The following is a 23,980-nucleotide window of genomic DNA, read 5'->3' as shown; positions in this document are numbered from 1 at the left end:
GCATATATGGAAATAGGTAGAAAAATGGAAAATACTATCGTGAAAAATCTTCGAGGAAAGAAGTGCTAATAGAGAATGAACTAGAATGGAGATAACACTTTGAATTAAAAATAATGAGGTGAAATATGAATCCAACAATTGAAGCCTTTTTTACGGATAAGATTGTAGTTGAAGCAGCAAAAAGGTATGGGTTCATACCTGAAGAGTTAATTTTATTGGGGAAGAATCAAAACTTTACCTATGGTAGTAAAAACAAAGCACGTAATCTCATCATTCGGATAATACATGAATCTCACAGGACGCTGGAGCTTATACATGGTGAATTAGAATGGATACAATATCTTGCGAAAAACGGTGTTCCAGTATCCACTCCAGTGAAATCAAGTAACGGCGAGCTAATTGAAAAGATGGATGGTTTTTTTGTTGTAGCATTCCAAAAAGGGCTTGGTGCCTCATGGAGTGATGAAATATCTCAAAATGAAGAGTTTAATAAATTGGGAGAAATTGCAGGGAGAATGCACGCACTAGCTAAAAAATATGTTCCTAGTACAGCCGAGATAACACGATACGACTGGCATGAAAATAGTTATCTTCAAGAATTCATAACATATATTCCTTCTTCCCAGAGCCTTGTAATCGCTCATTTTGAATCCTTGATGCAGAGTATCCATAAATTATCACGTGATAGTGAAAATTTCGGACTTATTCATGGTGATTTTTGCTTTGGTAACTATACAGTTCAACCAAATGGAAGCATCACTGTATTTGACTTTGATGAATGTCAATACGGATGGTTCACGCAAGATATTTCTATTAACTTATTCTATGGTATTGCAGTGCCTAGTCCTGATGAAGATGTTTCAACTTTTGTGAAAAGGTATCTAATTTCGTTCTTGGAAGGTTACGAAAAGGAAAATACGATTGATATAAGATTATTAAGAGACTTACCACTATTTATGGATTTGAGACAAGCTATCCTTTACTCAGCTCTCTATCGAAACGGAAATATTGAAGCACTCGATGGTTGGTCTAGGGAGTTCTTGAAGCGTGCCCGATATAATATGGAAAACAATATTTCACTAATTGAACCCGATGATATTTTAAATTTTATAACTTAAAAGAGCAATAACATGAATAAACGGCAGCCAAGTTGATGGGCTGCTGTTTCTCAACTAACGGGCAGGATAACGCAAAGCTTATATGGAATATATTTGAAAAATAAGATACTATGAGGAGTGAAAAATTTGCGATATAGAGCTTGTTCACTTTGCATTATTAAAAGAGGAGAATCAATATTACTTGAACAATTCCCGGAAGAAGATGGTATCATTACATTTCGCCCAGTTGGTGGCACGATTGAGTATGGGGAAGATAGCAAATCAGCTGTAATACGAGAAGTAAAAGAGGAAATTAATATTGATATTATTGAACCAAAATTGATAGGGATTATCGAGCACATCTTCCCTTGGTATGGAGAAATTGGACATGAATATGATTTTATTTATGAAGCGAGCTTTAGTCGAATGGATAATTATAACAAGAATGAATTTGAAGGGATTGAGGGGGAAAAAAAGTTTATAGCTGTTTGGAAGAACTTAGATGATTTTGAAGAAAACCTTCAGTATAAACTTGTTCCTGACGGTCTTTATGAGATGCTTACAAGTGGGCAAATTTCTGATATTAAACATATTAACACAAAAGATTTATTGGCTTTTAAAGGGGCTTGATTTAACCTAGCGGGACACGTTAGTGCAATAGCGGTTGCTTCGGCAGCCGTTTTTTATTTGTTCAACTAACGGGCAGGTTAGCTGAGTAACAGAAATGTTGATATTGGATTATATACCATTAAATTGAAATTTAAAAAATGTCTAACGTCTATACTGTCATAGCGTAATAAAAAAGGGGTTTCTAAGTGTATTGAACCTGTGTGGTTCGGTAGGATATTTATATTTTTTGAGAGAGGTGTTAACTTGAAGAAAACATTCATAATCATTTTAATAATTGCAGTAGGTGCTCTTGTTTTACTAGTCGTATCCACTCCATTTATTAACAATTATATTGCATATTCCATAAAAAAAGATCTAGTAGAAGTATCTTTGCCAGACAAAACTGAATTGATAGATGATTTATCATCAGCTGGAAAATTAATTGGGAATGGAAATGGAATGCAATTTTTTGGCGCTATTTTAATCAAATCGGAACTAACTTTAGAAGAATTAAATCATTTTTATTCAAAGTATCGCGAGAATGAGTGGAGTTACATCGTTGAAAAGCAAGTGAGTAATAACATTGATTTTCTTAATGGTAACTTGAAATTCAAAGCATTGAAAGCAGATGAAAAACTAATTAACAAATATATTGTTTATACTTGGGGCAGTAGTAACTATCCATTAAGTGATCTTGACATCCGTGGGCATTAACACTCTGCACAAGCAAGATTACGTGCTAGAATATTATAAGCAGTGAGGGTACTTTATGAAATTAATTCACCGCGCCATTAAGTAGAACCGTACCATAGATGACAGATCATCATTACGCTAACGGGCAGGGTAGTTTAATTATATTTGTTCTATCCTGGTAGTGATGTCTTCACAACGTGATACTATTGAACGTAATAAACAATATAAAACTTGTGATGGGTCGTGTACATGAATATGAAAGATCCCTTTAAGCTGAATCACATTGACGTAGAAGAAGCAAGTATATACGAATTACAAAACGCGATGGAGCAAGGTAGATTGACTTCAAAAGAATTAGTGTTCTGCTATTTATCACGTATCGCAAAATATGATCAGGATGGTCCCCACATAAATTCCATTATGGAAATTAACCCCGATGCCATTTTCATTGCCGAAGCACTCGACATAGAACGTCAGCGCAAGGGGAGTAGAGGACCTCTTCATGGCATTCCGATTCTCGTGAAGGATAATATCGAGACCAGTGACAAGATGCGCACTAGTGCGGGGGCCTTGGCACTGGCGCAGCATGTAAGTGCGAAGGATGCTTTCCTGATTAGCCGACTAAGAGAATCCGGGGCCATCATATTAGGAAAGACGAACATGACAGAATGGGCCAATGGTATTTCCTCGACGATGTGGGCGGGTTATAGTTCAAAGGGAGGGCAGGTCGCGCACCCGTATGGTGATTTTTTCGTAGGCGGATCCAGTACTGGGTCGGCAGCTGCAGCTGCCATGAGCTTTGCGGGGGCGGCGATAGGCACAGAAACTTCTGCTTCAATTCTAAGTCCGGCCATACAAATGTCTATCGTCGGCATTAAACCGACCGTCGGCTTAATCAGCCGCTCAGGAATTATTCCTTTCTCTTATTCACAAGATACAGCAGGGCCGATGGCAAGGACGGTTTCAGATGCGGCAGCTCTGCTTAGTGCATTGGTTGGGAGGGATGAGCACGATCCAGCAACCTGGCGTAATGACCATGGTATACAAGATTACACTGCATTTTTGGACAAGGAAAGACTACAAGTAGCGAGGATTGGGGTCTTTTGTGAAGTACCGGATTACGTACGTGAGTCTGGTGAATATAATAAGGAGTTATTTGATCAAGCAGTCTCCGAATTGAAAAAAGCAGGAGCCACAGTGGTAGAAAATATCGAGATTCCTTCGTTCCATGGGCCATGGCAGTGGAACAAGATGAATTTTGAATTCAAACATGGGGTGGAAAATTATTTGCAGCGCCTTCCGGCACACATGCCGATTCATTCATTGTCCGAGCTTATCGATTGGAATGAAAAGCATGCTGACGAAGCTCTAAAATACGGTCAAGATATGTTGAAATTCCGGGAGGGCTTAACCGAGCCGTTGAAAAATAAGGACTATATCTTGGAATCACTTATGGATTTATATCTAGCCCAGAACGAAGGAATTGATTATGCGATAAATAGTCATCAGTTAGATGCGATCATGTTTCCTGCTTATATTGGAGCGGATATATGTGCCAAAGCTGGTTATCCATCGATTGCTATCCCCGCGGGGTATGGGGCGGATGGCAGACCATTCGGCGTTACTTTTGCCGGAAAAGCATTTACCGAACCTACTTTAATTCGTATAGCTTATTCTTTTGAACAAATAACGAAACATCGCAAAAAGCCTGTATTTAACTAACGGGTACGAGACAGAGGTGAAAATAATGTGGATATGGTCTCTGGTAACTCAGAGCGGTTCCTTAGATTTTGAAGAACAATATCAACTGAACGAATACATAAAAACATTGAGCGATGATGAATTAAAAGCATCCAGGGTTTATGACCCAGATAGAAGATCGATTGACGCATTTGTATATGCTCAAATGAAAAAGTTGTTGAACTAACGGGACACGATAGTTGAATAATACAAATTGAAGAGCAGGAGCTAAGGTATCCTGCTTTTTTCATTGAACTAACGGTCAGTTATGCGTAACTTCCAGGGAATGTAAACATCTAAATAACGTAAGGAACGAGGAGGCAGACAATTCATGGGAGGAACGAATGTATGGGATGCGGAGTGGGAGGTTAACGAAGAGCAGGCGCGGACGCTGATCGGCAGACAATTCCCTCAGCTGTCATCGAAGCAAGTGAAGCGATTGGGCTGGGGCTGGGACAATACGGTTTTTCTCATCGGTGACGAGTACGTGTTCCGGTTTCCAAGAAGAACGATTGCAGTTGGCTCGATTCGTATGGAAGGGAAGCTGCTGCCGAAGCTGGAGGCATATATGACCATCCCCTATCCGAAACCGTTGTTTTATGGCGAAGCAAGTGACGAATACCCGACACCATTTCTTGGCTATGCCTACGTGCCAGGAGATTTCCCAATCGGTTTGACGGAAGAACGCCGGGCTTTATCGGCAGAGACGCTGGCGAAATTTTTGCGGAGATTGCATGAGTTTCCGGTGCAGGCGGCGCTGAAGTGCGGAGTTCAGCAAGATCATCGAAACTTGACGGACATAGCATCGCGCAAAGTGAAATTGGAGGGCTTTCTATCGAAGGTGGTTGAACACTTGTCGCCGGAGGAGTCCGGTGTGATCGAAGCGTATATTAGCAGGCTGCAAAAGGACCGTGTCGAGGCGGTGAATGCACTGCTACATGGCGATCTTCATTTCAAAAATATGCTTGTGAATGAGAACGGGATCGTTTCCGGCATCATTGATTGGGGCGATCTGAGCGTAGGCCATCCGGCTTGCGATTTGAGCGTTGCTTATAGCTTTTTACCACCTTACGCTCGTGGCGTGTTTTTCGAAACGTACGGAGGAGCGGACGAGGAAACGAAGCTGCTGGCGCGGCTGATCGCGGTATACATCCCCATACTGATCTTAATGCAAGCGGTCGATGACGGGAATGAAGCGATTGCGGCAGAGGCGAAATCCAACATCATGCGGGCACTGTCGGATTAGGCTCATTATTTCGTTGCGGCTATGGGGCTATGGCTATCGGCACCATTTTGTAGTTTAAAGGCCGCGATAAGGTACGATCCGCCTTCTCTGATGCCGCTTTATGTTGTTTATTCAGGAGGGTTTTTTATTGTGGGTTATGAACTGGATTTTAAAAAAAGGGTACATGAAGTTATTACACAGAAACAATTATGTTCAGTTATGAATGACACTAAGTGGGGAAACTTACAAAGTGATGTAATAAATAAACTCCCTTTTACCCCGCCATATCAAGCTAAGCTCCTGAATTAATTGACATAAGTAAAGAATTTCTTTCGATTTTACATGAATTAAGAATTCCGTATAGAGAAGAAAACAATACATTTTTCATTTATGGATACATTTCAAATACTTCTCACTTTTCAAAGGTAATCAATTAGCTAACGGGACACGATAGCACAATAACAACTGCTGCCGGCTTTATCTGAAGCCTATTAAAGTAACGGGCAGAATAATTCAACAATTCAATTCTTGAAAGGACTTTACCTTAAAAGCCTAGAATAATCAACTTATGTATTTCTACCAAGTAAGGAGCTACTATAAATGCGGATTGTTGTAACTGGCGGAGCAATTATAAGAGATAGTAAAGGAAGAATTTTATTGCAGCAAAGATCCGATTACGGAGACTGGGGATTACCAGGCGGAGGCATGAATCCAGGTGAGACTATCCAAGAGACAATGATCCGGGAAGTTATTGAGGAAACAGGATTAACTGTTACGGATTGTGAATTTTACGCTGTATATAGCGGTCCAAGGATGGAATACTCCTATCCTGATGGCAACAAGGTTGTTTTTGTTATGTTTCTTTTCAATGCCTGGACTGATTATAATCAGTATTTATCTGAGGATGGGGATGCGATAAGATATCAGGACGATCTATGCGAATCGTTGAAATTACAGTTTTGGGATATTAACGATATCTCACTGGATCAAATAAACAAAGTTCAACGACCAGTTTTTGAAGATATGCTAAACGGGAATACAAATATACTTAGATCTTAATACACCAGTTCGCTGAACTAACGGGACACGATAGCTCAATAAGCACGAAGAAACGGCAGCTGATGAATTAGCTGTCTTTTTCTCAACTCCCTCAAGAACTTTGATATAATATGGGTATCTGGACTATAAGTATGAAAGGGGAGTACAACAATGAATAAAATTTTGCGCAGCAGCTCGGCGGAAGCTGAGATTAATACCCTTGGGGCGGAACTGATCAGCTTCAGAAAGCTGGATCCGGAAGCTGAATACATCTGGAGCGGTGACGCCACGTATTGGACAGGCCGTTCTCCGGTGCTGTTTCCCATTATTGGTACGGCCCGGAATGGAGAGATTAAGGTGGACTGCAAAGCCTATAAGATCGGCAATCACGGATTCGCCAGACGCAGCGAATTTACGCTGGTCCAAGAAAGCGACACCCACGCGGTTTACCGCCTCTCTTATGATGAGAAAACCCTGGCCAGTTATCCTTTTAAATTCAACCTATATATTACATATAAACTGAATGCAAGCACACTGGAACTTAGTTACCGGGTGGAAAATAGCGATGAACAGGATATCTTCTTCCAGCTCGGAACCCACCCGGCGTTCAATTGTCCGCTTGATGACAACGGTAGCCTGAACGATTACTATCTGGAGTTCGCTGAATCGGAAAACCTTGAAAGGTTGTTCTTGAATTCGGACGGCCTGCTGATCAGCGGCAAATCGGAGCCCGTTCTGAAACAAGAGACCATCCTGCCTTTATCCCATGAAATGTTCGCCGAAGGCGCATTGATTTTCCGAAATGTGAGCTCTCGGCAGATTTCGCTTAGAAGCAAGCACTCCTCCAAAAGCGTAGTTGTCAGCTATAAGGGTTTTCCCGACCTCGGCATCTGGCAGCCTTTGAACGCTCCCTTCATATGCATCGAGCCTTGGCAAGGAGTAGCGGATATGGACGTCTTCGAAGGTGAACTTCAAGCTAAAGAGGGAATAATCACCCTGGAGCCGGGGGCGAATTTCACAAGCTCCCTGACCATAGAAATCAACTGACGATCCGAAGGGATCTGCAGGGTTCTCAACTGGTTAAGCTCGGCTCCATACCATTGCAAAAAGCATCAATCTATTGGAGAGGGCACTGAAGAACTTACGATTTTCTTAAGGAGTATGTATAAACTTCAAAAAAGAAGACATTCAACCCCATTTTTAGGAAGAATGTCTTCTTTTTTAGCTCTATTTTATTCAATTTATCCCTATGTTTTCAATCTGTTAACTTTAATATCCGCTTTAAGTTCACGGCGAATATCGTCATCGCACCTTGTAATTCCATACCAATCAGACCCGAGGATGTAGCTACATCATACCCGTGCCCATGTTTAAGTTCGTTATTCTTCGCTTCAATTTTGTAGCGTTCCTTAGATTTTTCTTTAAAGTACTCTGTTTCCTGGAACGCAATCTGTTCCGAATGTTCTTCAGATTTAATCGTTACAGAGTAGGTTTTGCTCTTCGATCCTTCTTTATAACAACCCTCTTTAAACGGACAACGCTTGCACTGTTCCACGTTAAAATAATAGGTGTCTGCTTGGTTTTTGTCGATGCCTTTCTTGCCCTGTTCTCTTTTTTATTGAAGTAGGCGTCAAATCGTGGATGCCGTTGAGCTAACGGGCAGGATAGTTGAATGATTTCGCGAATAACTTAAGTCATGACGAATTTACGAAGTTCGCAAAAAAGACGTTAGCCGAAAGAAGTTCTTAGTTTAGGAGGAGTCTATATGATATTAGAAAAAGTTATAAATAGAATTGTAATACAAAGTGAATATAAGGATTTTGTTGATAAGTATATAGAAAATATACTTACCGAATTTAAAGGTAAGATTCATAGCATTTATATGTGTGGCTCGATTCCAAAAGGAACTGCTAAACCTTTTAAGTCAGATGCAGACTTTACTATTGTATGTGTAAATCCCAAAGATATTGATTACGAAAGATTGTCAAATATTAAAGACAGGCTTTTGGAAGAATATCCAGTAGTAACTAAGATTGATACGATAATTTGCTCGATTGACGATGTATTAAGTAAACCAAATGAGTGGGGTTTTTGGGTAAAGATAATTTGTGTTTGCATATATGGTCATGACGTTGGTGAAAAAGTACCACCGATAATTATTTCTCCAGAGTTCATTTTAGACTTAAATACAGAGACCAAGGAGGAAGTAGATCGTATACATAGTTTACTTTCTAATGCTAATGATAACACAATGAAAACTAGATATATTAAAGGTTACTCTAAGAGATTAATTCGTGCATTATACTCTTTGGTTTTAGAAGATACAGGTGTATGGCAAGATGACATTATTAAGATGAAGAATGCCATATTAAACTATTGTGAGATTGACTCCGCTTTAGTTGAATATCTGTATGCTTGTTACTTGGATAGTAATGTACTTGTTGAAGAGTTTCTGGGAATTGCAGATGAAGTATATAGCTATTTTGAGAACGCCTTAAATGCAATGGCTGCTTCCAGAACTTCCTTCGGCTAACACCATATTGACGCTCCGGGTCACTCTGAGAAGCGAGTGACCACATCCAGCCCCCTAAGCCCGTCGGGACGTCACTGCATTAGGTGTTCGGCAAGCCTCACAAGTATAAGCAGCGACTCTAATTAAAACATAAGACTATTGAACTAACGGAGAACTTTAGTTGAATGATACACATTAATGAGCAGGCGCTACGGTAGCCTGAAATGAAAAGACAGGTTTGATTTTGGATTAAGGATGGTATCCAGCTATGCGTTCAGAGGGTGCGTATACATTGCATTTAGTGAAAATAGGTGATGAAGAAACTGGACCCGAATATTGGGCTAACCCTATTTTAAAATATTGTTCCCGCAAAATTAACGACATAACAAATATAATCCATGAAGTTCTCAATAAAGAGCAATAGGATTCGTCCGAAGCAAAGTAAATCATTAAGCTCACGAAGAACGACAGTAGAATAGCGGCTGCTTCGGCAGCCGTTTTTTATTGTTCAATTAGCCGGCAGAATACTTACAATTTGTGGCGCTATAGCGTCACATTATTAGCATTAGGTTATGTAATGATATTCTGATACTCAAAAAATTGGAACAATGTGGTAAAGTGGGATGATGGAAGAAGTACTCAATAAAAAATAGAGGAGGAGACAAATATTTCATGGGCAACGACTTTTACAGAAAACTAGGTGCATCCTTTCTAATTTCCGCTGGAGTAATCTATGCGATTGAACGAGTAGGCTCTTTGATAGCTCGCAGCCATGAAATTGCAGCGTTGTACGAAGCAAACATGTTCAATGCCCTACCTGAAACTCATATTACAAGCTTCTTCGATAATATCTTTGTGCCAATCCTTGCGTTCCTCGGTATGATACTTTTTGTATATGGGTTTCCGAAAAAAATCAAATGAGATAACTCATTCAACGCGATGTGAGCACATAATGAGTTGTACCATAAAGTTACAGTGGAGGTGCTTAGGTGGTGGAAAGAAGATGGGGTATTGTCAAATGGTACAAAGAAGATAAAGGTTACGGACGGATAATGCTAGACGGGCAGGAAGGTAACCATGTTTTTGTACACTTCAGCGAAATACTACCAGACCCTATTAGGTTACCGAACGGCTTTCGGTTCCTTAAAGAGGGTCAAAAAGTTGAATTCGACCTATTCGAGTTTCCGAATATAGTTGATTCTCAGCGTAGGACAGCTAAAAATGTGCAAATATTAGAGGAATGAAGGAATCGAGACTTACTTGATGAATGTATGGACTTTCGGGAATCATAATTAAGCTAACAGGAGACGATAGTTCAATAAACGCGATAAGGCAGCCAATCAGTCAACATGATCGGCTGCCTTTGTTCAATTAGCGGGCATTTATCTTCAACTACTAAATTACAGTTTTCTTGCTTTGATTACGAAAGTTACAGGAAGCATCTTTGCTTTTTTTGCAAAATCGTCGTTATCGTCCCGCATTTGAATAATTTCATCATCAGATTGCTCAATCATTTCTTCAATAACAAATCCCGCTTTTGAGAGCGCATTCACATAGGTTGATAGTTTACGGTCAGCTAATGTTAGCGTACTTTCGTCAAGAGTTACCGAATACCAAGATTCATCGAAGTAACATTTTTTAAAAACAAGCATATCATTTTCTGCAACAACACATTTGTGTATAGGGTGAGACCAACTGAAAATAAATACGCCGTCTTTTTTTAGGTAAGAAGCAATCCTGCTAAAAGTACCCTCAAGATCGGTTGTCCAGCCTATAGCATAAATCGAATAAACAAAGTCAAAATAATCCTCAGGTAGGCCACATTTTTCTTCCATTGGAGAACAGATTAATTTTGCTGAAAGTCCGTGATCTGACAAATATTCTCTTGTTTTTTCGATTTGGTTTTCTGATATATCCATACCCCATAGTTCAGATGCTTTACGTTCCCCGAGATATTGCAAGGATTGACCGCTTCCACAGCCTATCTCCAACATCTTTTTTCCTGAAATATCGCCAAAAAGCTGGCATTTTTCTTCTGAGACGAATGCTCCATATAAAGGAAGTGCGGTTGCTCCTAAAATATCATTTCCTTTTGTATCCCAAAATAAGCTGTTAGTTTCATGAATAACATTCTTGTCCATATCGACCGAGATTGCGCTACCAACCTCGCCAGCGCCTATAATATTTGTTCTATAAACAGAATTCTTGTCCATGCCAGTACCATCCCCCAATATAAAAATATTAGTCTAAATGTATATCCTGACTTGCGCGCTATTGATTCCAAAATAATGTACCATTTTTCTATGAATACATCCACATAAAATCTTCCATACTGCATCCATTGGATCTAGTAGACTCATTACGCTAACGGGACACGATAGTGGAATAGCGGTTGCTACGGCAGTAGTTTTTTATTTGTTCAATTAATGGGCAAGATAGTTGAAAAAGGAACTTAATTTTAAATCTCGAATATTTATTGAGAACGGATAGCTAAAAAATTGATGACAGACAGGAGATAAATACGATGATCAAAGGTTTCGGAGGAATCTTTTGGAGAACTAAGAATCTTGAAGTTATAAAAAAATGGTACAGTGAGGTCTTGAAGATTGAAATAGATCATTGGAATGGGACTGTGATAAAGCCCCAATCAGGAAATGAGACTATCTTTTCTTTCTTTACCGAGGATGACAGTTATTTTCCAACAGAACAACAAGTGACGTTAAATTTCCAAGTACATAATCTAGACGAGACTATTAAGCATCTTGAGCATATTGGTATACCACTTGCAAAGAAAAAAGAAATTAGTGAATTTGGAAAGTTTGTTTGGATTGAAGATCCTGAAGGTCGACTGATCGAGCTTTGGGAGAAATAACGAGTTGTGTAATAAAAATGAGTTGACACAAAAGTAGTTAGGGACCATACTACATATATGAACAACAATAATGAAAAAATAAATGACATTGAGGCTATTCCCTCGCTTGTACAATCCAAGCGTCAGATTGATCGCTATAACCTAGACATAGACGCACAGGCTATACTCGTCGCCTCTAGGCTAATGGCAGCGGGAGCCATGCTTGGACACGCCTCAGAGATTCATTTCTCTAGATTCGGTTTATCAACAGGGCGTTATCGTTTATTGGCAGATCTTGAAGATAACGAAGGAGAAGAGTTGCCTTCGCAATTAGCGGAGCATCTAGGCGTTACACGTGCTACAGTGACTGGTCTTATCGACATTCTTGAACGAGATGGGCTAGTGTCTCGGCGATCAAGCTCAGACGATGGCCGTCAGAAATCAGTCGTCTTAACGGAAGAAGGAGCGAAGAAGCTCCGTGAAATGGCTCCTGAGCATTTCGCTCGGTTGGAAGCAATGGTGGGCTTGCTCAACATCGAAGAACGCAGCGTATTTCTCGACTTGCTAGGTCGAGTTACACAAGGCATCTCAGCACTTACGGGCGAATTAGGCTCGAAACCAAAGGGAAACATCAGTAATGAGTAGAATGGGCTAGTGAAGCTAGCCTATTTTTACTCTTATATAGTTAGGAACCTAATTATATCTAGCTGAACGCAATCATTGAACTACTTCAAAGAAGAAAGGAGCAAGTAAATGAACCAGATGAAATACTCGAATCAGACAGATGATGTTTACGGCATCAAGGCTGCTGGTTCCAAGAAAAAGACTTTTGTACTATGGCGTGAATTTGTAATGGCCTATACTGCTCCTGCCATTATGGCAGGTATCGGGGGATTGGTTACTGCAGATAGGGGGCTTCAAATAGCGGCATTGACCACAATTGGCGGCGCATCGGCCTTGATGGCCTTGATGATTGGCCTTTTGTTGCGCAGCCGAGTGGGCCATTTGCGATGGGTCATCTGTGCACCTCACTTGGTTGTAGTAGGGGTATTCGCAATGGCCGGGTCCTCATTTGGACTATACGCTGCATGGGTGACATCTGTTTTTGTAGAATTTATGATTCCGATTAATTACTTGGCCTGGGTCGATCGTGTATGGATCGATTTCCCGTTGTCTGGATTCATAGCAAGCACGATAGTGACATGGCGGTGGCGACTTGCCGTCACAACTAATTTTTCATCTAAAAGGAGAAGATAAAAAATGATAGTTATTATGGGAGCAACAGGTACGATAGGTAGTGCGCTTTTGGAACGTTTAGTTGATCTTGGCGTTCCTGTCAGGGCGCTAAGCAGAGAGCCAGAGAAGTTGCGTGATCAGATCGGAGAAAAAGGCCGATCAATTATCGAGGTCGCTTTTGTCGATGCTTCTGACCCCACATCGATGCGCCGCGCGTTTACAGATGCTAGCCAGCTCTTCCTTGCCATGTCCAACAGTCCAAGACAAATCGAATTGGAAACCTCTATCATTCAGATTGCCGCCGAATCTGGAATCAAACACATCGTAAAAATATCCAGTCCTGCCTTTGAGCATAGCTCTCCAGTGGCAGTAGCGGGCTGGCATCAAGAAATTGAGAAAACGCTGAGAGAATCGGGTCTCACCCACACCGTATTGCGCCCCTATGCGTTCATGCAAAATTTAATACGCTTTGCACCAACGATTACAACCCAAAATGTTTTCTTCGGCTCCATGGGCGTTTCACCGTGTAACTTTATAGACTGTCGCGATATTGCAGACGTTGCCGCAGAAGTTCTGACCAACCACGAGGTATCAGGCCATATATATACGCTTACTGGTTCGGAGATTTTCAGTTATCCCCAGATCGCGAGTCGACTATCTGCCCTGCTTAATCGGCCAATAAGTTACATCAACTTGGAACCCCAAGAACTACTCCGTAATCTTATCGAGCACGGGAATCTGCCTCATTGGCTCGCGAACCACGTTGTGGAAATTCAAACCATGTCTAGGATGGTGCCAGAAAGTCCAAATAACACTGTAAAGGGCTTGCTTGGCAGAGAGCCACGCACGCTAGACGCCTTTCTACATGAGTGTGTAGAAAATTTCCGGTAGAGGCGGAGCCCACCTATTCTAATATTTGTATCGTTAGCAGCGTTTTACTCCGATTTTAGTTAAGTCATTGAGCTTACGGAGAACGTTAGTGGAGGAGCTTCCTTTATGGTAGCTCTTCTTTTTCATTTAAGCTAACAGCAGGTTAACGAAATGGACCGCAGTCGAAATAATTTTGCGTCATCTGGCTCGGTTTTGTTCCGACACGGTGTCTGCGAACCAGTTTCGGCTTGAAGATGGGAACGAGATTTCGTTTACACGGTCACCTGTAACGAATAAAGAAAGATGCTATGCCGAATACGAAAAAAAGACGACCATTTTGTTGGTCGGCCACTAATTATTCTATTGCGGTCAGGATAAAGTAGTGATTATCGACTTAAAAAGTAGTTATGTAAGGTTCGATAAAAATTGATTATAACTATGAATTACCAAACGGTTTATCGAATAAATAGTAAAATAATACTGTTAAGTACGAGGGTTATCGAGAGGACTTTTATTTTGATTATCCTTTCTGAGTCTATATAAGTACATGTTTTTCCTAATGAAAATTATTTTTTCTCCAATGTAACATTGAAATGAAAGAGGGGATAGCGTTGATTGAACATAGCAATCTTGAAGAATATCTGGATCCGGTAAATTATGATCTTGAATTTGACGGTGAAATGGACAAATATCAGTTCTATCTTGAGCTTGCAAGATCGAGTCCTGGCGAAGTGTTAGAACTTGCTTGTGGTACAGGCTTAACAACGATACCACTGTCAAAAGCCGGTATAACGATGACTGGTGTAGATATCTCTTCGGCGATGCTCGCATATGCGCGGCTGAAGGCGGAAGGGTTGACTGTTACTTTTATGGAAGGCGATGCCCGTACCTTCGAATCGGACAAGCGATTTTCGATGATCTATTTGACTGGCAATGCATTTCAGGCATTCTTAAGTGATCAAGATCAAAGCGATTTACTTACTACCGTTCACAAACATTTACAACCCCATGGAATCTTTGCATTCGAGACCCGTAATCCGGAGGGAACGGATTTATCCGATCAAGAGGAGACAGGATGGGGGGCCTTTATTGATAAGGATGGGCAAAACGTCAAGGTATCAGGCACACAATGTTACGATGCTAGCCAGCATATCATGCATTGGGTCACGATTCGTGATTGGGGAGATAAACGAACGACTTCCCGAATTGCTTGTCGATTCACAGATCAGGCTACGCTGCAATCTTTATTAATCCGTCACGGCTTTCGCGTCGAACATCAATATGCTGACTGGGATAAAAAGCCGTTCTCTCCGTCATCTTCATCTATTATTAGCGTTTGTAGGAAATGTTAGGAGATACGTAATGCATTGCAATAGGAAAAATCCCCTCAGGTCGAGGGGATTTTTGGTGATCCTAGCAGATTCCCCCTTAGAGTCCGCCTTTATTCAACTAGACGGCAAGATAGCGTAATAGCCTGTCTGAAAATATGGTACAATTTGTAATACTAAAGCGAGGTGAAAGAATTTGAGGAATATTGTTGAGGACTCACAGTTTCTCAGTGAAAGAGCTGAGATGATGTACTATTTTCAAGATGAATTTTACATCTCTGAGAAAACTGAAATTATTCATTCAACTTCAGGAAAGTTCAAACTTGAAATCCATCACTATAACCATGTTGAAGGTTTTTACAGACATAATTACACAAAAGGGATTGTTACGGATAGTGAGCATAAAATCATCGACATAATATATAGAAATTATGACCCATTCTTATTCAGTTGGTTGGAGGTAAATGGCACAGAATATCTGTTGTGTGGGTTAGATTATCAGGGGTATTCAATTGTTAATTTATCAAATAAAGAAACCAATCATTATGTTCCCGAAGAGGCTTATAAAGGGCATGGATTTTGCTGGGGGGAAATAATATATTTTCAACAAAAAAAACTAATAGTGATTGATGGATGCTATTGGGCATGCCCCTATGAACTTGTTTTTTATGATTTTTCTAATCCTATGAATGTACCATATAATGAATTATTCCGTGTGGATGTTGATAGCGTATTAAATTGGGATAGTTGGAAAGATTCCTGTAGGGTTATATATCTTGATAATGAAAACAACGAGACAGAATTTGTATTTTAGAAACTAAGCTAACGGAGAACGATAGTGGAATAGCGGTTGCTTCGGCAGCCGTTTTATTTGTTCAACTAATCGGGTAGTATAGAGAAACCTGTTTTTGTAAATTATGGTCTGATTATTATAGAGTACGTATTAGCTCCAGTCCTAAGGATTAAGTAGGATTTATGAAAATTACAGCAAAACTAAACTTATGATCAAAGGTGAATGCAGATGGAACAACTGAAAATTGAACCCTATAAACCCGAAAGGGACGAAGCTTCAATCACAGCCATGTTGTGTGAAAATGAACAATTTAATGTGTTTCAACAGAGTAACAAAATGCTCTCAGACGGTATATTTGTTGCTCGTTACAACGACTTAACGGTAGGTTTTCTCTCTTTTGATGGTTTTAAGAGAAGAGCGTTGACGACGATATTTGTTAACGAAGAATATAGAAGAATGGGTATCGGTGCCACACTTATGGAAAAGACGGATAAAATACTTTCTCAAAACGTAGCGGATGAGATTCGCCGAAGATAGAAGCAATAGATTCGTGATGCTTATTGATGGTGAAATAGCAGCAGTCGGAATTATTGACGGGTTTGAACTGAGTCATGTGTCTGTTCGTCTAGATCTTCAATCACGAGGATACGGAAGAGCTTTTATTTCATTTCTTGTAAATGAAATTGTGCGAAGGGGTGGGGAAATCGTGACACTCGGGGTTGTGAAAGGCAATCCTGCAATAAAATTGTATAAGAGTCTTGGTTTCAAAGCAAAGTCATTAAACCATTGGGTAACAAAATATTATAAGCCGGACACTCGATTGAGCAGACCACCTAGCGATATATATCCTCAAATGACTCGTTGAGCTAACGGTAATGTTGTCTTTTTTATGAATCAGAAAAAGGATAGCAGAAATCAAGAATTGAAATATGAATTATTGAATTCTAATATCCACCGAGATCTTGCTCAACTTGAAGCAACTATACAGTATCAACAAGATCATAATTGGAATTATGAAACTCTTGTTACACAGAAACTAGATGATGCAATCGATTTAATCATCTTACACAGTGGAATGGAAAGAGATAAGGATAAGGAAGATATCCTTATGAAAATGTACGATTACATGAACGAGTTCAAGGTTGGTGACGAGATTTTAGATGTAAACCTAAATGATAAGCAACGCGCCGATTACATCTATTTAGGTGAGAAGCTTCGATCTAACGGGTGAACGTTTAATGTAGGATATGATACAAGCTGGAAGACCTTTGCATCTAAAGTAAAGGAGTTGGTAACGGAGTCATAGATGTCACAAGTCTGTACTGGATTGCACGGATACGGATTAACTAGTACAGCAAGACTCACATGGATCTATACAAACATTTTAAAAAACTTACTTGAACTAATGGGAAACGATAGTTTTATGAATACAGAGAGGCTACGGACATAAGCCTGCGTTAGTTCGGGGATTGGGGAATTAATTATGATATGTGAGAAGAAATCTAAGCGTCTTGGAATTGTTCGATCCCTTGTTTATGAAATGCAGAGCAGCTTCAAGAATCAGAAAGCTTGGGCTCATCTTTCAGGAGTGTCTACCTTCGCTTCGATGCTCGCTATGAGAAGAGGACAAGATTCGGAAATAGCTGCAATCGCGGGGGTGCTACACGATTTTTATTTCTATAAAACTGGAATAAATACCTTTCCTGGTCACAATAGCGCAGACGCGGTAAGACCTATAATACGTAGCACTCAAATCTTTACCGACGAAGAGATCTCAGTAATTCTTAGATCAATCTTTTATCAAGAAGATAGAAATCGAGTTCATGGACCAGATGAGGAAGTTATTAAAGACGCTATTTTATTGCAGAGGTACTTTCAAAATACAGGAAATCATTTACTTAAGACGGATATACATAGACTACAAAATGTATTTATTGAATTAGGGATTCAGGAGGGAAATGTAGATACAGAATTAAACGTAGATGTGGAAGCATTAAATAGAGAAACTAAAGACAGACGACTTATGCTGGCTGATTTTGCGGAAAAGCTCGCAGAGCAAAACATAATCGGGGTACCGGAAGATGAACGTTATCGGGAAATTTGCAAGTATTGGCCGGACTCTGATATCTATAAAGTACTAGAAGGTAACTGGTGTGCTGCATTTGTATATTACTGCTGTATGCAGGTTGGAATACTTCTTCCAATTCGATATCCTAACCGAATGTATCGTCTAGCTGGGGTTGGTGCGTGGTTGGATTGGGCTCAGCTGCACGAAACTAGATTTTTCTATGACGCTAAACAAGAAGAATTTATTCCGGCACGTGGTGATATTGTTATTTTCGATAAGCTTCTCTCCGATAATTCTCACGATCATATCGGAATTGTTTTAGCTTGTGAAGACAATGAAATTTTGATTGCTGAAGGTAATAAAGACAATAAAAACTACTCTAGTGTCTCATTCAGGGGTAGAGATCATTGTATACTCGGATATGTCCGAATAGATAACGGCTACCGTTATCATTTCAATGGAGAGTATGTACCCTTTGGTTATTGATTTCGAGCAGTTATTACGCTAACGGATAGGATAGTTTAATAAGAGTTATGTTGAGTTTTTTTCGGGCCAGTTTAACCCAAAGGCGATAAAATGGTAATAAACCGATTAGGGAGGCAAATCCATGATTGATATTGAAAGAATTAAAGAGATTATTCCTCATCGGAATCCATTTCTCTTGGTCGATAGAATATTGGAGATTAATGAGGGGAAGAGAGCTGTTGGGATTAAAAATGTAACAATTAATGAACCTTATTTTCTCGGTCATTTCCCTGACTATCCCGTAATGCCTGGAGTCTTAATTGTAGAAGCACTGGCACAGGTCGGTGGAGTCGCTATGTCTAACGTTGAAAGCAACAATCATAAAATAGGCTTACTGACTGGTATTGATAATTGTCGTTTCAAACGACAAGTAAAACCAGGAGACCAACTCCTTCTTGTATTTGATGTAATTCGAATCAAGGGACAAATCGTCAAAGGAAAGGGAGTCGCCACGGTAAATAATGAATTGGTATGCGAATCTGAAATAATGTTTGCATTCAGTTCGATTTAGGTTTTAATGTAACGGGAAACGACAATTGAACAATATACATTGATGAGCAGGTGCTTCGGTATCCTGCTCTTTTCATTAAGCTAACGGGCAGGCTAGCGTAAACAAAATGATCAAAAGTATTAACCATACGTAGTTAATTACATTTCGGGATTAGCGCAATGATTTTCGGCAGCTTCGTTTGGTTAACGGGGGTAGTTTAAGTAAATGTAAATATTTACTTACGAACTAGTGTTCGGTATAATAAACTTGATTCCATTACAAAAAGGAGATGTTGGATATGTATAAACACATTAAAGATTTTGCCGCAACTTGGCAGATTGAAACGGAAGCAACAATGCGGACACTGGAGATGCTGACCGACGAGTCTCTTGGCCAACAGATAACAAGCGATCATAGAACGCTTGGACGTGTTGCATGGCACCTTGTACAGACGTTGCACGAAATGCCATCTCGGACGGGACTGTCTTTCGAAGGACCGAGCGAAGATATGCCGGTGCCAGCTTCGGCAGCAGACATCGCGTCAGTCTATAAGAGGACCTCACAAGCGCTCCTTGATGCTATACAGTCCAGTTGGAAAGATGAGAATCTGCTTATCATGAGCGATATGTATGGTGATCAATGGCCAAACGGCTTAATGCTGGATATTCTCGTAAAGCATGAGATTCATCATCGTGGTCAGATGACAGTCCTGATGCGTCAGGCAGGCCTTCGTGTGCCGGATCTTTACGGCCCGACAAAAGAGCAGTGGGCCGAGTACGGAGCGCTACCTCCAGTAATTTAGAGTAAGATTATATCCGCATTTGGCCGTTTGGCTATAGTGGGATTTATAAGTATTTTATCATAGGATTGAAAGTGGTGGCTTGAATCATAGACAAGAGGATACCATCGGACTAAAACTGTTAATTCTATTGAACTAACGGGGAACGTTAGTGGAATAGCGGTTGCTTCGGCAGCCGTTTTTTATTTGTTCAACTAACGTGCAGTAGAGCGTGATGTTGCCTTGTTGAACTATTAGGCAGTTAAATGCGGTATTATATTGTACGATTATCCATAAGAGATGAGGTGCCTTTATCAAGAAGAAATATGCTTTCCTAATAGTTTCCATATTATTATTTGTGATGGCTTATACAAAACCAAGTAGTCAAGATTATGATAATTACCTCCAAAAGGTTCACGGTCTTAAATGTGACAGTTCCGAAAGCTCAAATTGCTTTCATACTATTAATGACTTGAAATCATCAAGTCTCACACATCAGATTATTTTTATGACAGCAGAAACAAAAATTTTTGGAGAGGCAGATAATAAAGTACGAGTAGTAGGTATTTTCAATCATTTTTTTGTAATAGAAAATCGTCTTCATCCTAAATCAGATAATAACAATAATATCGAAGTTCCGTTGAGCTAACGGGACACGATAGTTGAATAATACATATTGATGAGCAGGTTACCTTAATCAACTAAGTGATGGATAAAATATAAATATAAGTGTTCTCTCTCAAACTATTGGAAAATATTATGGTACGATATCCTTATTCGGTTGTTTCAAGGGGAGGGAAGATACCGTGCTGAATACTCAGGATATTGCTATAGAAGCATTAACTTGTTATCCAATTACTTATCAATCAATAGCACATATTGGCCAAAATGCAAACACCATCTATAAAGTGACAGATAAGGAAAGTAACTGCTATAGTTTGCGAATACATCTATCAAAAAATGATTCGATGGAAAGTATTTGGTCTGAGGAAAAAGTCATCCATTCAGAAATGATTTGGTTGGAAACATTAACAAATGATACAAATCTGGTGTTGCCATCACCTATAAAAAATAACATTGGTGAATATGTTACTAAGATAGCTGACATAAACTGTACATTGTTAAAATGGGTAGATGGTGAACAAAAACAATTTGTTCCAACAGTCAATGATGCCGAGTGTGTAGGCGAATTGATCGGAAAGCTTCATAAACATTCATCTTTTTGGAAAATTCCGTCATCATTTACTCGACCGTCATTTGATAATTCTAGAATTTCACAATCATTAGAAAAGCTAAAACAGCTTGCTAACGGTGGTGAGCTCGATAAAAATGATGTGGAAATTCTGCAATTGGCCGGAGAGTGTGCAATTTTAATGATGAACGACATAGAAAGAACACCAGGCAATTGGGGGATAATTCACGCAGATTTGATTCCAAGTAATTTTGTGTTTCATGAACAAGAAGCTAGAGCTATTGATTTTGGAGCTTGTGGGTTCGGATATTATTTATTCGATTTAGGTTGGACACTTTCTTATATCCACCCAGCATTCAGAAACCAGTTGCTAGAATCATACGCAAAACAATTCGACCTGCCTCATAACTATGTTCAACGTTTGGAAGGTTTCTTTGTAGCAGCCCAACTCGAAACAATGAATTTTTGGCTTGGGCTGCCTGAATCTAATGAGTGGTTAACCAGTCACATTAGTAAATTAGCAAGTCGGGAATTTAAGCGATATGTAAATAAAGAAGAATTTCTCTTTAGTGGTACTCCTTACTGGGAGTAGTTTGTTCAACGAACGGAGAATGTTAGCCCAGATACTTTGGGAGCAGTTTTGCTTCAGAAGAATAGAGATCATGATAAGCTTATTGTCGAAAAGAATCTATAACCGCATAAAACAAAAGGAGAGGTACTTTGAAAAAAATTAGGGAAGCAACAAAAGAGGAAATGATCGAAATTTATAAGATGGGCTATGATGTTTGGGGAGATAATCTGCCATATGAAGAATATATAACTATGTGCCAGGCTTCCAAAAAGTATAAAAAGGGAAAGTGGTACGTTCTTGAAGCAACAGATACAAAGCAGCTATTAAGCTCCCTCATCGTATATGAACTAAATCTTTCTGTTGACCAAATTGTAAAAGGGATTGGTTCAATTGCTACCCCTTTATATTTAAGAAAAAAAGGATATGCTTCTTTATTGGTCAAAGAAACGATAAATAAACTTGAACAGGAAGAAAAGTGTAACAACTTTTTCCTTTATAGTGATATTGGAATAGAATTTTACAAAGAATTAGGTTTTATTGTACTACCTAATGAGTTTCAGAAATATAAAGACAGTGTTTGTATGTATTACTCAAAAGAAAATGATATCGACTCCATAGTACTTGATATCCCCGATTACTTTTAAAGCACATCCTTATTGAAGTAATGGGAAACAATAGGCTAACCCAGGTGATTTGAATTACAGATATGAGATTATAGTGGGTGTGAAAAAACGCCGGTCACCTTAAGCAGGTGACCGGCGTTTTCATATTAGCTTTTAGGCATTTTGCTCTCATCCATGTACAGCAGGTTCCAGCGGTGACCGTCCAGGTCGGCAAATCCTGCGCCGTACATCCAGCCGTCAATTTCACTCGGCTTGCCAAAGATTTTTCCTCCGGCAGACTCTGCTTTTTGAATAAAGGCATCTACTTCTTCTCTGCTTTCAGCGCCAATGGAAAATATTACTTCTGCGCTATGTGAAGTATCTGCGGTTTTAGAACCTGTGAATTTCTCAAACGCCGCATCCGGGAACAACAGAATTGTTGTTTGGCCTATGTCAAGCTTGGCTCTCTCGTTACCAACGCTAACTGCATGGAATCCAATCTCATTGAAAAAGGCAGTTGACCTCTCAACATCTTTGACCGGCAGGTTAATCCAGATCTCCTGTGGCATGGCTATAGCCTCCTGGAATATATTTTTAACAACTCCTACTATACTCTAGTTCTGGCAGCAGAAGCGAATCTTACAAAAGAATCCGGAATGACATTTCTGTCATGCATTATGCGGTTTCCTTAGTAACTTCTCTTCTCTATATCGCAACTCACTCTTAATTGAAATACTCGATAGTTTTCTCAATGAATGCCTTGGCCGATTTTGTCAGAAAACGGTCGGACCTATGAATGATCTCAAAGTGACGGTATGGCGGATCGTCTGTAATTCGGATGCAGCGTAGAGTTGGTTCATTCATCGCTTGGATCAAACGATAAGGCAGCAATGTTCCTCCGACGTTGGCTTTAACCAAGCTAATAATGGAAGTAGCCGAACTGGTCTCCATGATCGTATTTAAACTGAATCCATATTTACGGCAATAGCCATCAACCAGTTCTCTGCCTGTAAATCCTTCGGGGAACATCACAGTTTGGATATTTCGCAGTTCCTGGATTCCAATCGTGCTTCGTTCAGCCCAATCATGATTCTCGGAAACGACGAGTACATATTCTTCACTGCACAAAGGAATGCGTACAAGCCGATCATCAGGAGCAGACGTGATCTCGATGCCGATGTCTACTTCATTATCCAGCACTTGATTCAAGACATAGATCGAAGAGATAACCTTCAGTTGTACCTTGGGGAATCGTGCATGAAAATTCACGAGCAATGGGGTGAGCCGATAGTCCAGATCGGAAGGGAGAACACCAATTACCAACCGACCTCGTTGATCATTGCGGAATTCAGCTAACGCATCCTGGGTATTCTGTAAATGCCGAATCATCTGTACACAGTGCTCCAGAAACAGATTTCCTGCCTGGGTCATCACAATCTTTTTGCCGACTCGGTCAAATAAGGGAACACCGAGTTCATCCTCGAGCGCGCGTATTTGTTGACTCAACGTAGGTTGAGATATGCCGAGTTTCTCAGCTGCTCGTGTAAAATGAAGCTCCTCACACACCGCAATGAAGTTTTCCATCTGACGAATCTCCATATGAATACCCTCTAATCATTGGTTTTAGTAATCATTTTAATAGAAACTATAGTATTGTTCAATCATTCTAATGATTCTATACTTAATCATGCACCACCCAACGATCTGTCGTTAACAAATAGGATGATGGGTGAATGTAACGATACTACTACCATGAGGTGAT

At 39.9% G+C, this 23,980-nt stretch carries 29 protein-coding genes and 2 pseudogenes; 27 read left to right on the top strand and 4 right to left on the bottom strand.

What is annotated here, in order from left to right:
- Positions 1-125: 125 nt before the first annotated feature.
- The 9 genes and pseudogenes from NST34_RS19145 to NST34_RS19105 all read left to right on the top strand — a co-directional run bounded on the left by NST34_RS19145 (position 126) and on the right by NST34_RS19105 (position 7,449).
- Positions 126-1,118, top strand: coding sequence for a phosphotransferase enzyme family protein (locus NST34_RS19145; RefSeq protein WP_341128569.1), 993 nt, complete (start codon positions 126-128; stop codon positions 1,116-1,118).
- A gap of 126 nt (positions 1,119-1,244) precedes the next feature.
- Positions 1,245-1,727: an NUDIX hydrolase gene (locus NST34_RS19140; protein ID WP_076286190.1), complete on the top strand. Its 483-nt coding sequence runs from the start codon at positions 1,245-1,247 to the stop codon at positions 1,725-1,727.
- A gap of 243 nt (positions 1,728-1,970) precedes the next feature.
- Positions 1,971-2,420: a hypothetical protein gene (locus NST34_RS19135; protein ID WP_341128568.1), complete on the top strand. Its 450-nt coding sequence runs from the start codon at positions 1,971-1,973 to the stop codon at positions 2,418-2,420.
- 234 nt (positions 2,421-2,654) lie between these two features.
- Complete coding sequence (locus NST34_RS19130) at positions 2,655-4,121, top strand: amidase family protein (RefSeq protein WP_341129572.1); 1,467 nt, start codon at positions 2,655-2,657, stop codon at positions 4,119-4,121.
- A gap of 25 nt (positions 4,122-4,146) precedes the next feature.
- A complete protein-coding gene (locus NST34_RS19125) occupies positions 4,147-4,326 on the top strand; it encodes a hypothetical protein (protein WP_076286188.1) in 180 nt (59 codons plus the stop codon).
- Positions 4,327-4,470: 144 nt separating this feature from the next.
- Positions 4,471-5,385 (top strand): phosphotransferase, encoded by a 915-nt coding sequence (locus NST34_RS19120; RefSeq protein ID WP_076286187.1) that lies wholly within the window; start codon positions 4,471-4,473, stop codon positions 5,383-5,385.
- Positions 5,386-5,406: 21 nt separating this feature from the next.
- A pseudogene (locus tag NST34_RS32165) lies at positions 5,407-5,801 on the top strand (DUF6678 family protein).
- A gap of 163 nt (positions 5,802-5,964) precedes the next feature.
- The gene (locus NST34_RS19110) at positions 5,965-6,423 is read left to right on the top strand and encodes an NUDIX domain-containing protein (protein ID WP_076286185.1); all 459 of its coding nucleotides are present in this window, start codon (positions 5,965-5,967) and stop codon (positions 6,421-6,423) included.
- A 150-nt stretch (positions 6,424-6,573) separates the two neighbouring features.
- A complete protein-coding gene (locus tag NST34_RS19105; protein ID WP_042189247.1) occupies positions 6,574-7,449 on the top strand; it encodes an aldose 1-epimerase family protein in 876 nt (291 codons plus the stop codon).
- A gap of 208 nt (positions 7,450-7,657) precedes the next feature.
- On the opposite strand, the pseudogene NST34_RS19100 reads toward NST34_RS19105, so the two are convergent.
- Positions 7,658-8,014 (bottom strand): annotated as a pseudogene (locus tag NST34_RS19100) (transposase); the annotation flags it as partial.
- Between the two features lie 153 nt (positions 8,015-8,167).
- Here NST34_RS19100 and NST34_RS19095 point away from each other — a divergent pair.
- From NST34_RS19095 to NST34_RS19085, 3 genes are all read left to right on the top strand, one after another.
- The gene (locus NST34_RS19095) at positions 8,168-8,935 is read left to right on the top strand and encodes a nucleotidyltransferase domain-containing protein (protein ID WP_341061118.1); all 768 of its coding nucleotides are present in this window, start codon (positions 8,168-8,170) and stop codon (positions 8,933-8,935) included.
- Between the two features lie 651 nt (positions 8,936-9,586).
- The gene (locus tag NST34_RS19090) at positions 9,587-9,835 is read left to right on the top strand and encodes a hypothetical protein (protein WP_076287095.1); all 249 of its coding nucleotides are present in this window, start codon (positions 9,587-9,589) and stop codon (positions 9,833-9,835) included.
- A gap of 71 nt (positions 9,836-9,906) precedes the next feature.
- Positions 9,907-10,158 carry a cold-shock protein gene (locus tag NST34_RS19085; protein ID WP_340970662.1) on the top strand — a complete coding sequence of 84 codons (252 nt, stop codon included), beginning with the start codon at positions 9,907-9,909 and terminating at the stop codon, positions 10,156-10,158.
- A gap of 156 nt (positions 10,159-10,314) precedes the next feature.
- Here the strand turns inward: NST34_RS19085 and NST34_RS19080 are convergent, their stop codons facing one another.
- Positions 10,315-11,127: a class I SAM-dependent methyltransferase gene (locus NST34_RS19080; protein ID WP_340970660.1), complete on the bottom strand. Its 813-nt coding sequence runs from the start codon at positions 11,125-11,127 to the stop codon at positions 10,315-10,317.
- 311 nt (positions 11,128-11,438) lie between these two features.
- Between NST34_RS19080 and NST34_RS19075 the strand changes: the two genes are divergently transcribed.
- The 15 genes from NST34_RS19075 to NST34_RS19005 all read left to right on the top strand — a co-directional run bounded on the left by NST34_RS19075 (position 11,439) and on the right by NST34_RS19005 (position 22,260).
- Positions 11,439-11,786, top strand: coding sequence for a VOC family protein (locus NST34_RS19075; protein WP_341128566.1), 348 nt, complete (start codon positions 11,439-11,441; stop codon positions 11,784-11,786).
- Positions 11,787-11,843: 57 nt separating this feature from the next.
- On the top strand, positions 11,844-12,410 hold the full coding sequence (locus NST34_RS19070; protein ID WP_340970658.1) for a MarR family winged helix-turn-helix transcriptional regulator: 567 nt from the start codon (positions 11,844-11,846) through the stop codon (positions 12,408-12,410).
- 108 nt (positions 12,411-12,518) lie between these two features.
- Positions 12,519-13,022, top strand: a complete 504-nt coding sequence (locus NST34_RS19065) for a hypothetical protein (protein WP_341128565.1) — start codon at positions 12,519-12,521, stop codon at positions 13,020-13,022.
- Positions 13,023-13,025: 3 nt separating this feature from the next.
- Positions 13,026-13,892, top strand: a complete 867-nt coding sequence (locus NST34_RS19060; protein ID WP_341128564.1) for an SDR family oxidoreductase — start codon at positions 13,026-13,028, stop codon at positions 13,890-13,892.
- Between the two features lie 590 nt (positions 13,893-14,482).
- Positions 14,483-15,223, top strand: a complete 741-nt coding sequence (locus tag NST34_RS19055) for a class I SAM-dependent DNA methyltransferase (protein WP_341128563.1) — start codon at positions 14,483-14,485, stop codon at positions 15,221-15,223.
- A 172-nt stretch (positions 15,224-15,395) separates the two neighbouring features.
- Positions 15,396-16,013, top strand: a complete 618-nt coding sequence (locus tag NST34_RS19050; RefSeq protein ID WP_341128562.1) for a hypothetical protein — start codon at positions 15,396-15,398, stop codon at positions 16,011-16,013.
- 207 nt (positions 16,014-16,220) lie between these two features.
- Entirely contained in the window at positions 16,221-16,529 is a 309-nt protein-coding gene (locus tag NST34_RS19045) for a GNAT family N-acetyltransferase (protein ID WP_341128561.1), read from the top strand.
- Positions 16,510-16,857 carry a GNAT family N-acetyltransferase gene (locus NST34_RS19040; RefSeq protein WP_341128560.1) on the top strand — a complete coding sequence of 116 codons (348 nt, stop codon included), beginning with the start codon at positions 16,510-16,512 and terminating at the stop codon, positions 16,855-16,857. The genes NST34_RS19045 and NST34_RS19040 overlap by 20 nt, the downstream gene beginning before the upstream one ends.
- A 72-nt stretch (positions 16,858-16,929) precedes the next feature.
- Positions 16,930-17,223 (top strand): hypothetical protein, encoded by a 294-nt coding sequence (locus NST34_RS19035; RefSeq protein ID WP_341128559.1) that lies wholly within the window; start codon positions 16,930-16,932, stop codon positions 17,221-17,223.
- Positions 17,224-17,607: 384 nt separating this feature from the next.
- Positions 17,608-18,546 (top strand): CHAP domain-containing protein, encoded by a 939-nt coding sequence (locus NST34_RS19030; RefSeq protein ID WP_341128558.1) that lies wholly within the window; start codon positions 17,608-17,610, stop codon positions 18,544-18,546.
- Positions 18,547-18,667: 121 nt separating this feature from the next.
- Complete coding sequence (gene fabZ, locus NST34_RS19025) at positions 18,668-19,096, top strand: 3-hydroxyacyl-ACP dehydratase FabZ (RefSeq protein ID WP_076287072.1); 429 nt, start codon at positions 18,668-18,670, stop codon at positions 19,094-19,096.
- 277 nt (positions 19,097-19,373) lie between these two features.
- Positions 19,374-19,877 carry a DinB family protein gene (locus NST34_RS19020; protein WP_341128557.1) on the top strand — a complete coding sequence of 168 codons (504 nt, stop codon included), beginning with the start codon at positions 19,374-19,376 and terminating at the stop codon, positions 19,875-19,877.
- Between the two features lie 334 nt (positions 19,878-20,211).
- A complete protein-coding gene (locus tag NST34_RS19015; RefSeq protein ID WP_341128556.1) occupies positions 20,212-20,502 on the top strand; it encodes a hypothetical protein in 291 nt (96 codons plus the stop codon).
- Between the two features lie 157 nt (positions 20,503-20,659).
- Entirely contained in the window at positions 20,660-21,637 is a 978-nt protein-coding gene (locus NST34_RS19010) for a phosphotransferase enzyme family protein (protein WP_076300859.1), read from the top strand.
- 128 nt (positions 21,638-21,765) lie between these two features.
- The gene (locus NST34_RS19005; RefSeq protein WP_076300860.1) at positions 21,766-22,260 is read left to right on the top strand and encodes a GNAT family N-acetyltransferase; all 495 of its coding nucleotides are present in this window, start codon (positions 21,766-21,768) and stop codon (positions 22,258-22,260) included.
- Positions 22,261-22,385: 125 nt separating this feature from the next.
- Here the strand turns inward: NST34_RS19005 and NST34_RS19000 are convergent, their stop codons facing one another.
- Together NST34_RS19000 and NST34_RS18995 are read right to left on the bottom strand one after the other, a co-directional pair.
- Positions 22,386-22,787: a VOC family protein gene (locus tag NST34_RS19000; RefSeq protein WP_149647094.1), complete on the bottom strand. Its 402-nt coding sequence runs from the start codon at positions 22,785-22,787 to the stop codon at positions 22,386-22,388.
- 154 nt (positions 22,788-22,941) lie between these two features.
- The gene (locus NST34_RS18995) at positions 22,942-23,802 is read right to left on the bottom strand and encodes a LysR family transcriptional regulator (RefSeq protein ID WP_341061106.1); all 861 of its coding nucleotides are present in this window, start codon (positions 23,800-23,802) and stop codon (positions 22,942-22,944) included.
- Positions 23,803-23,980: the final 178 nt, after the last annotated feature.

The organism is Paenibacillus sp. FSL H7-0714 (assembly GCF_038003765.1).
Taxonomy (GTDB): Bacteria; Bacillota; Bacilli; order Paenibacillales; family Paenibacillaceae; genus Paenibacillus_AQ.
Note: the sequence above shows the minus strand (reverse complement) of the source record. Positions and strands in the feature narration are given on the sequence as shown.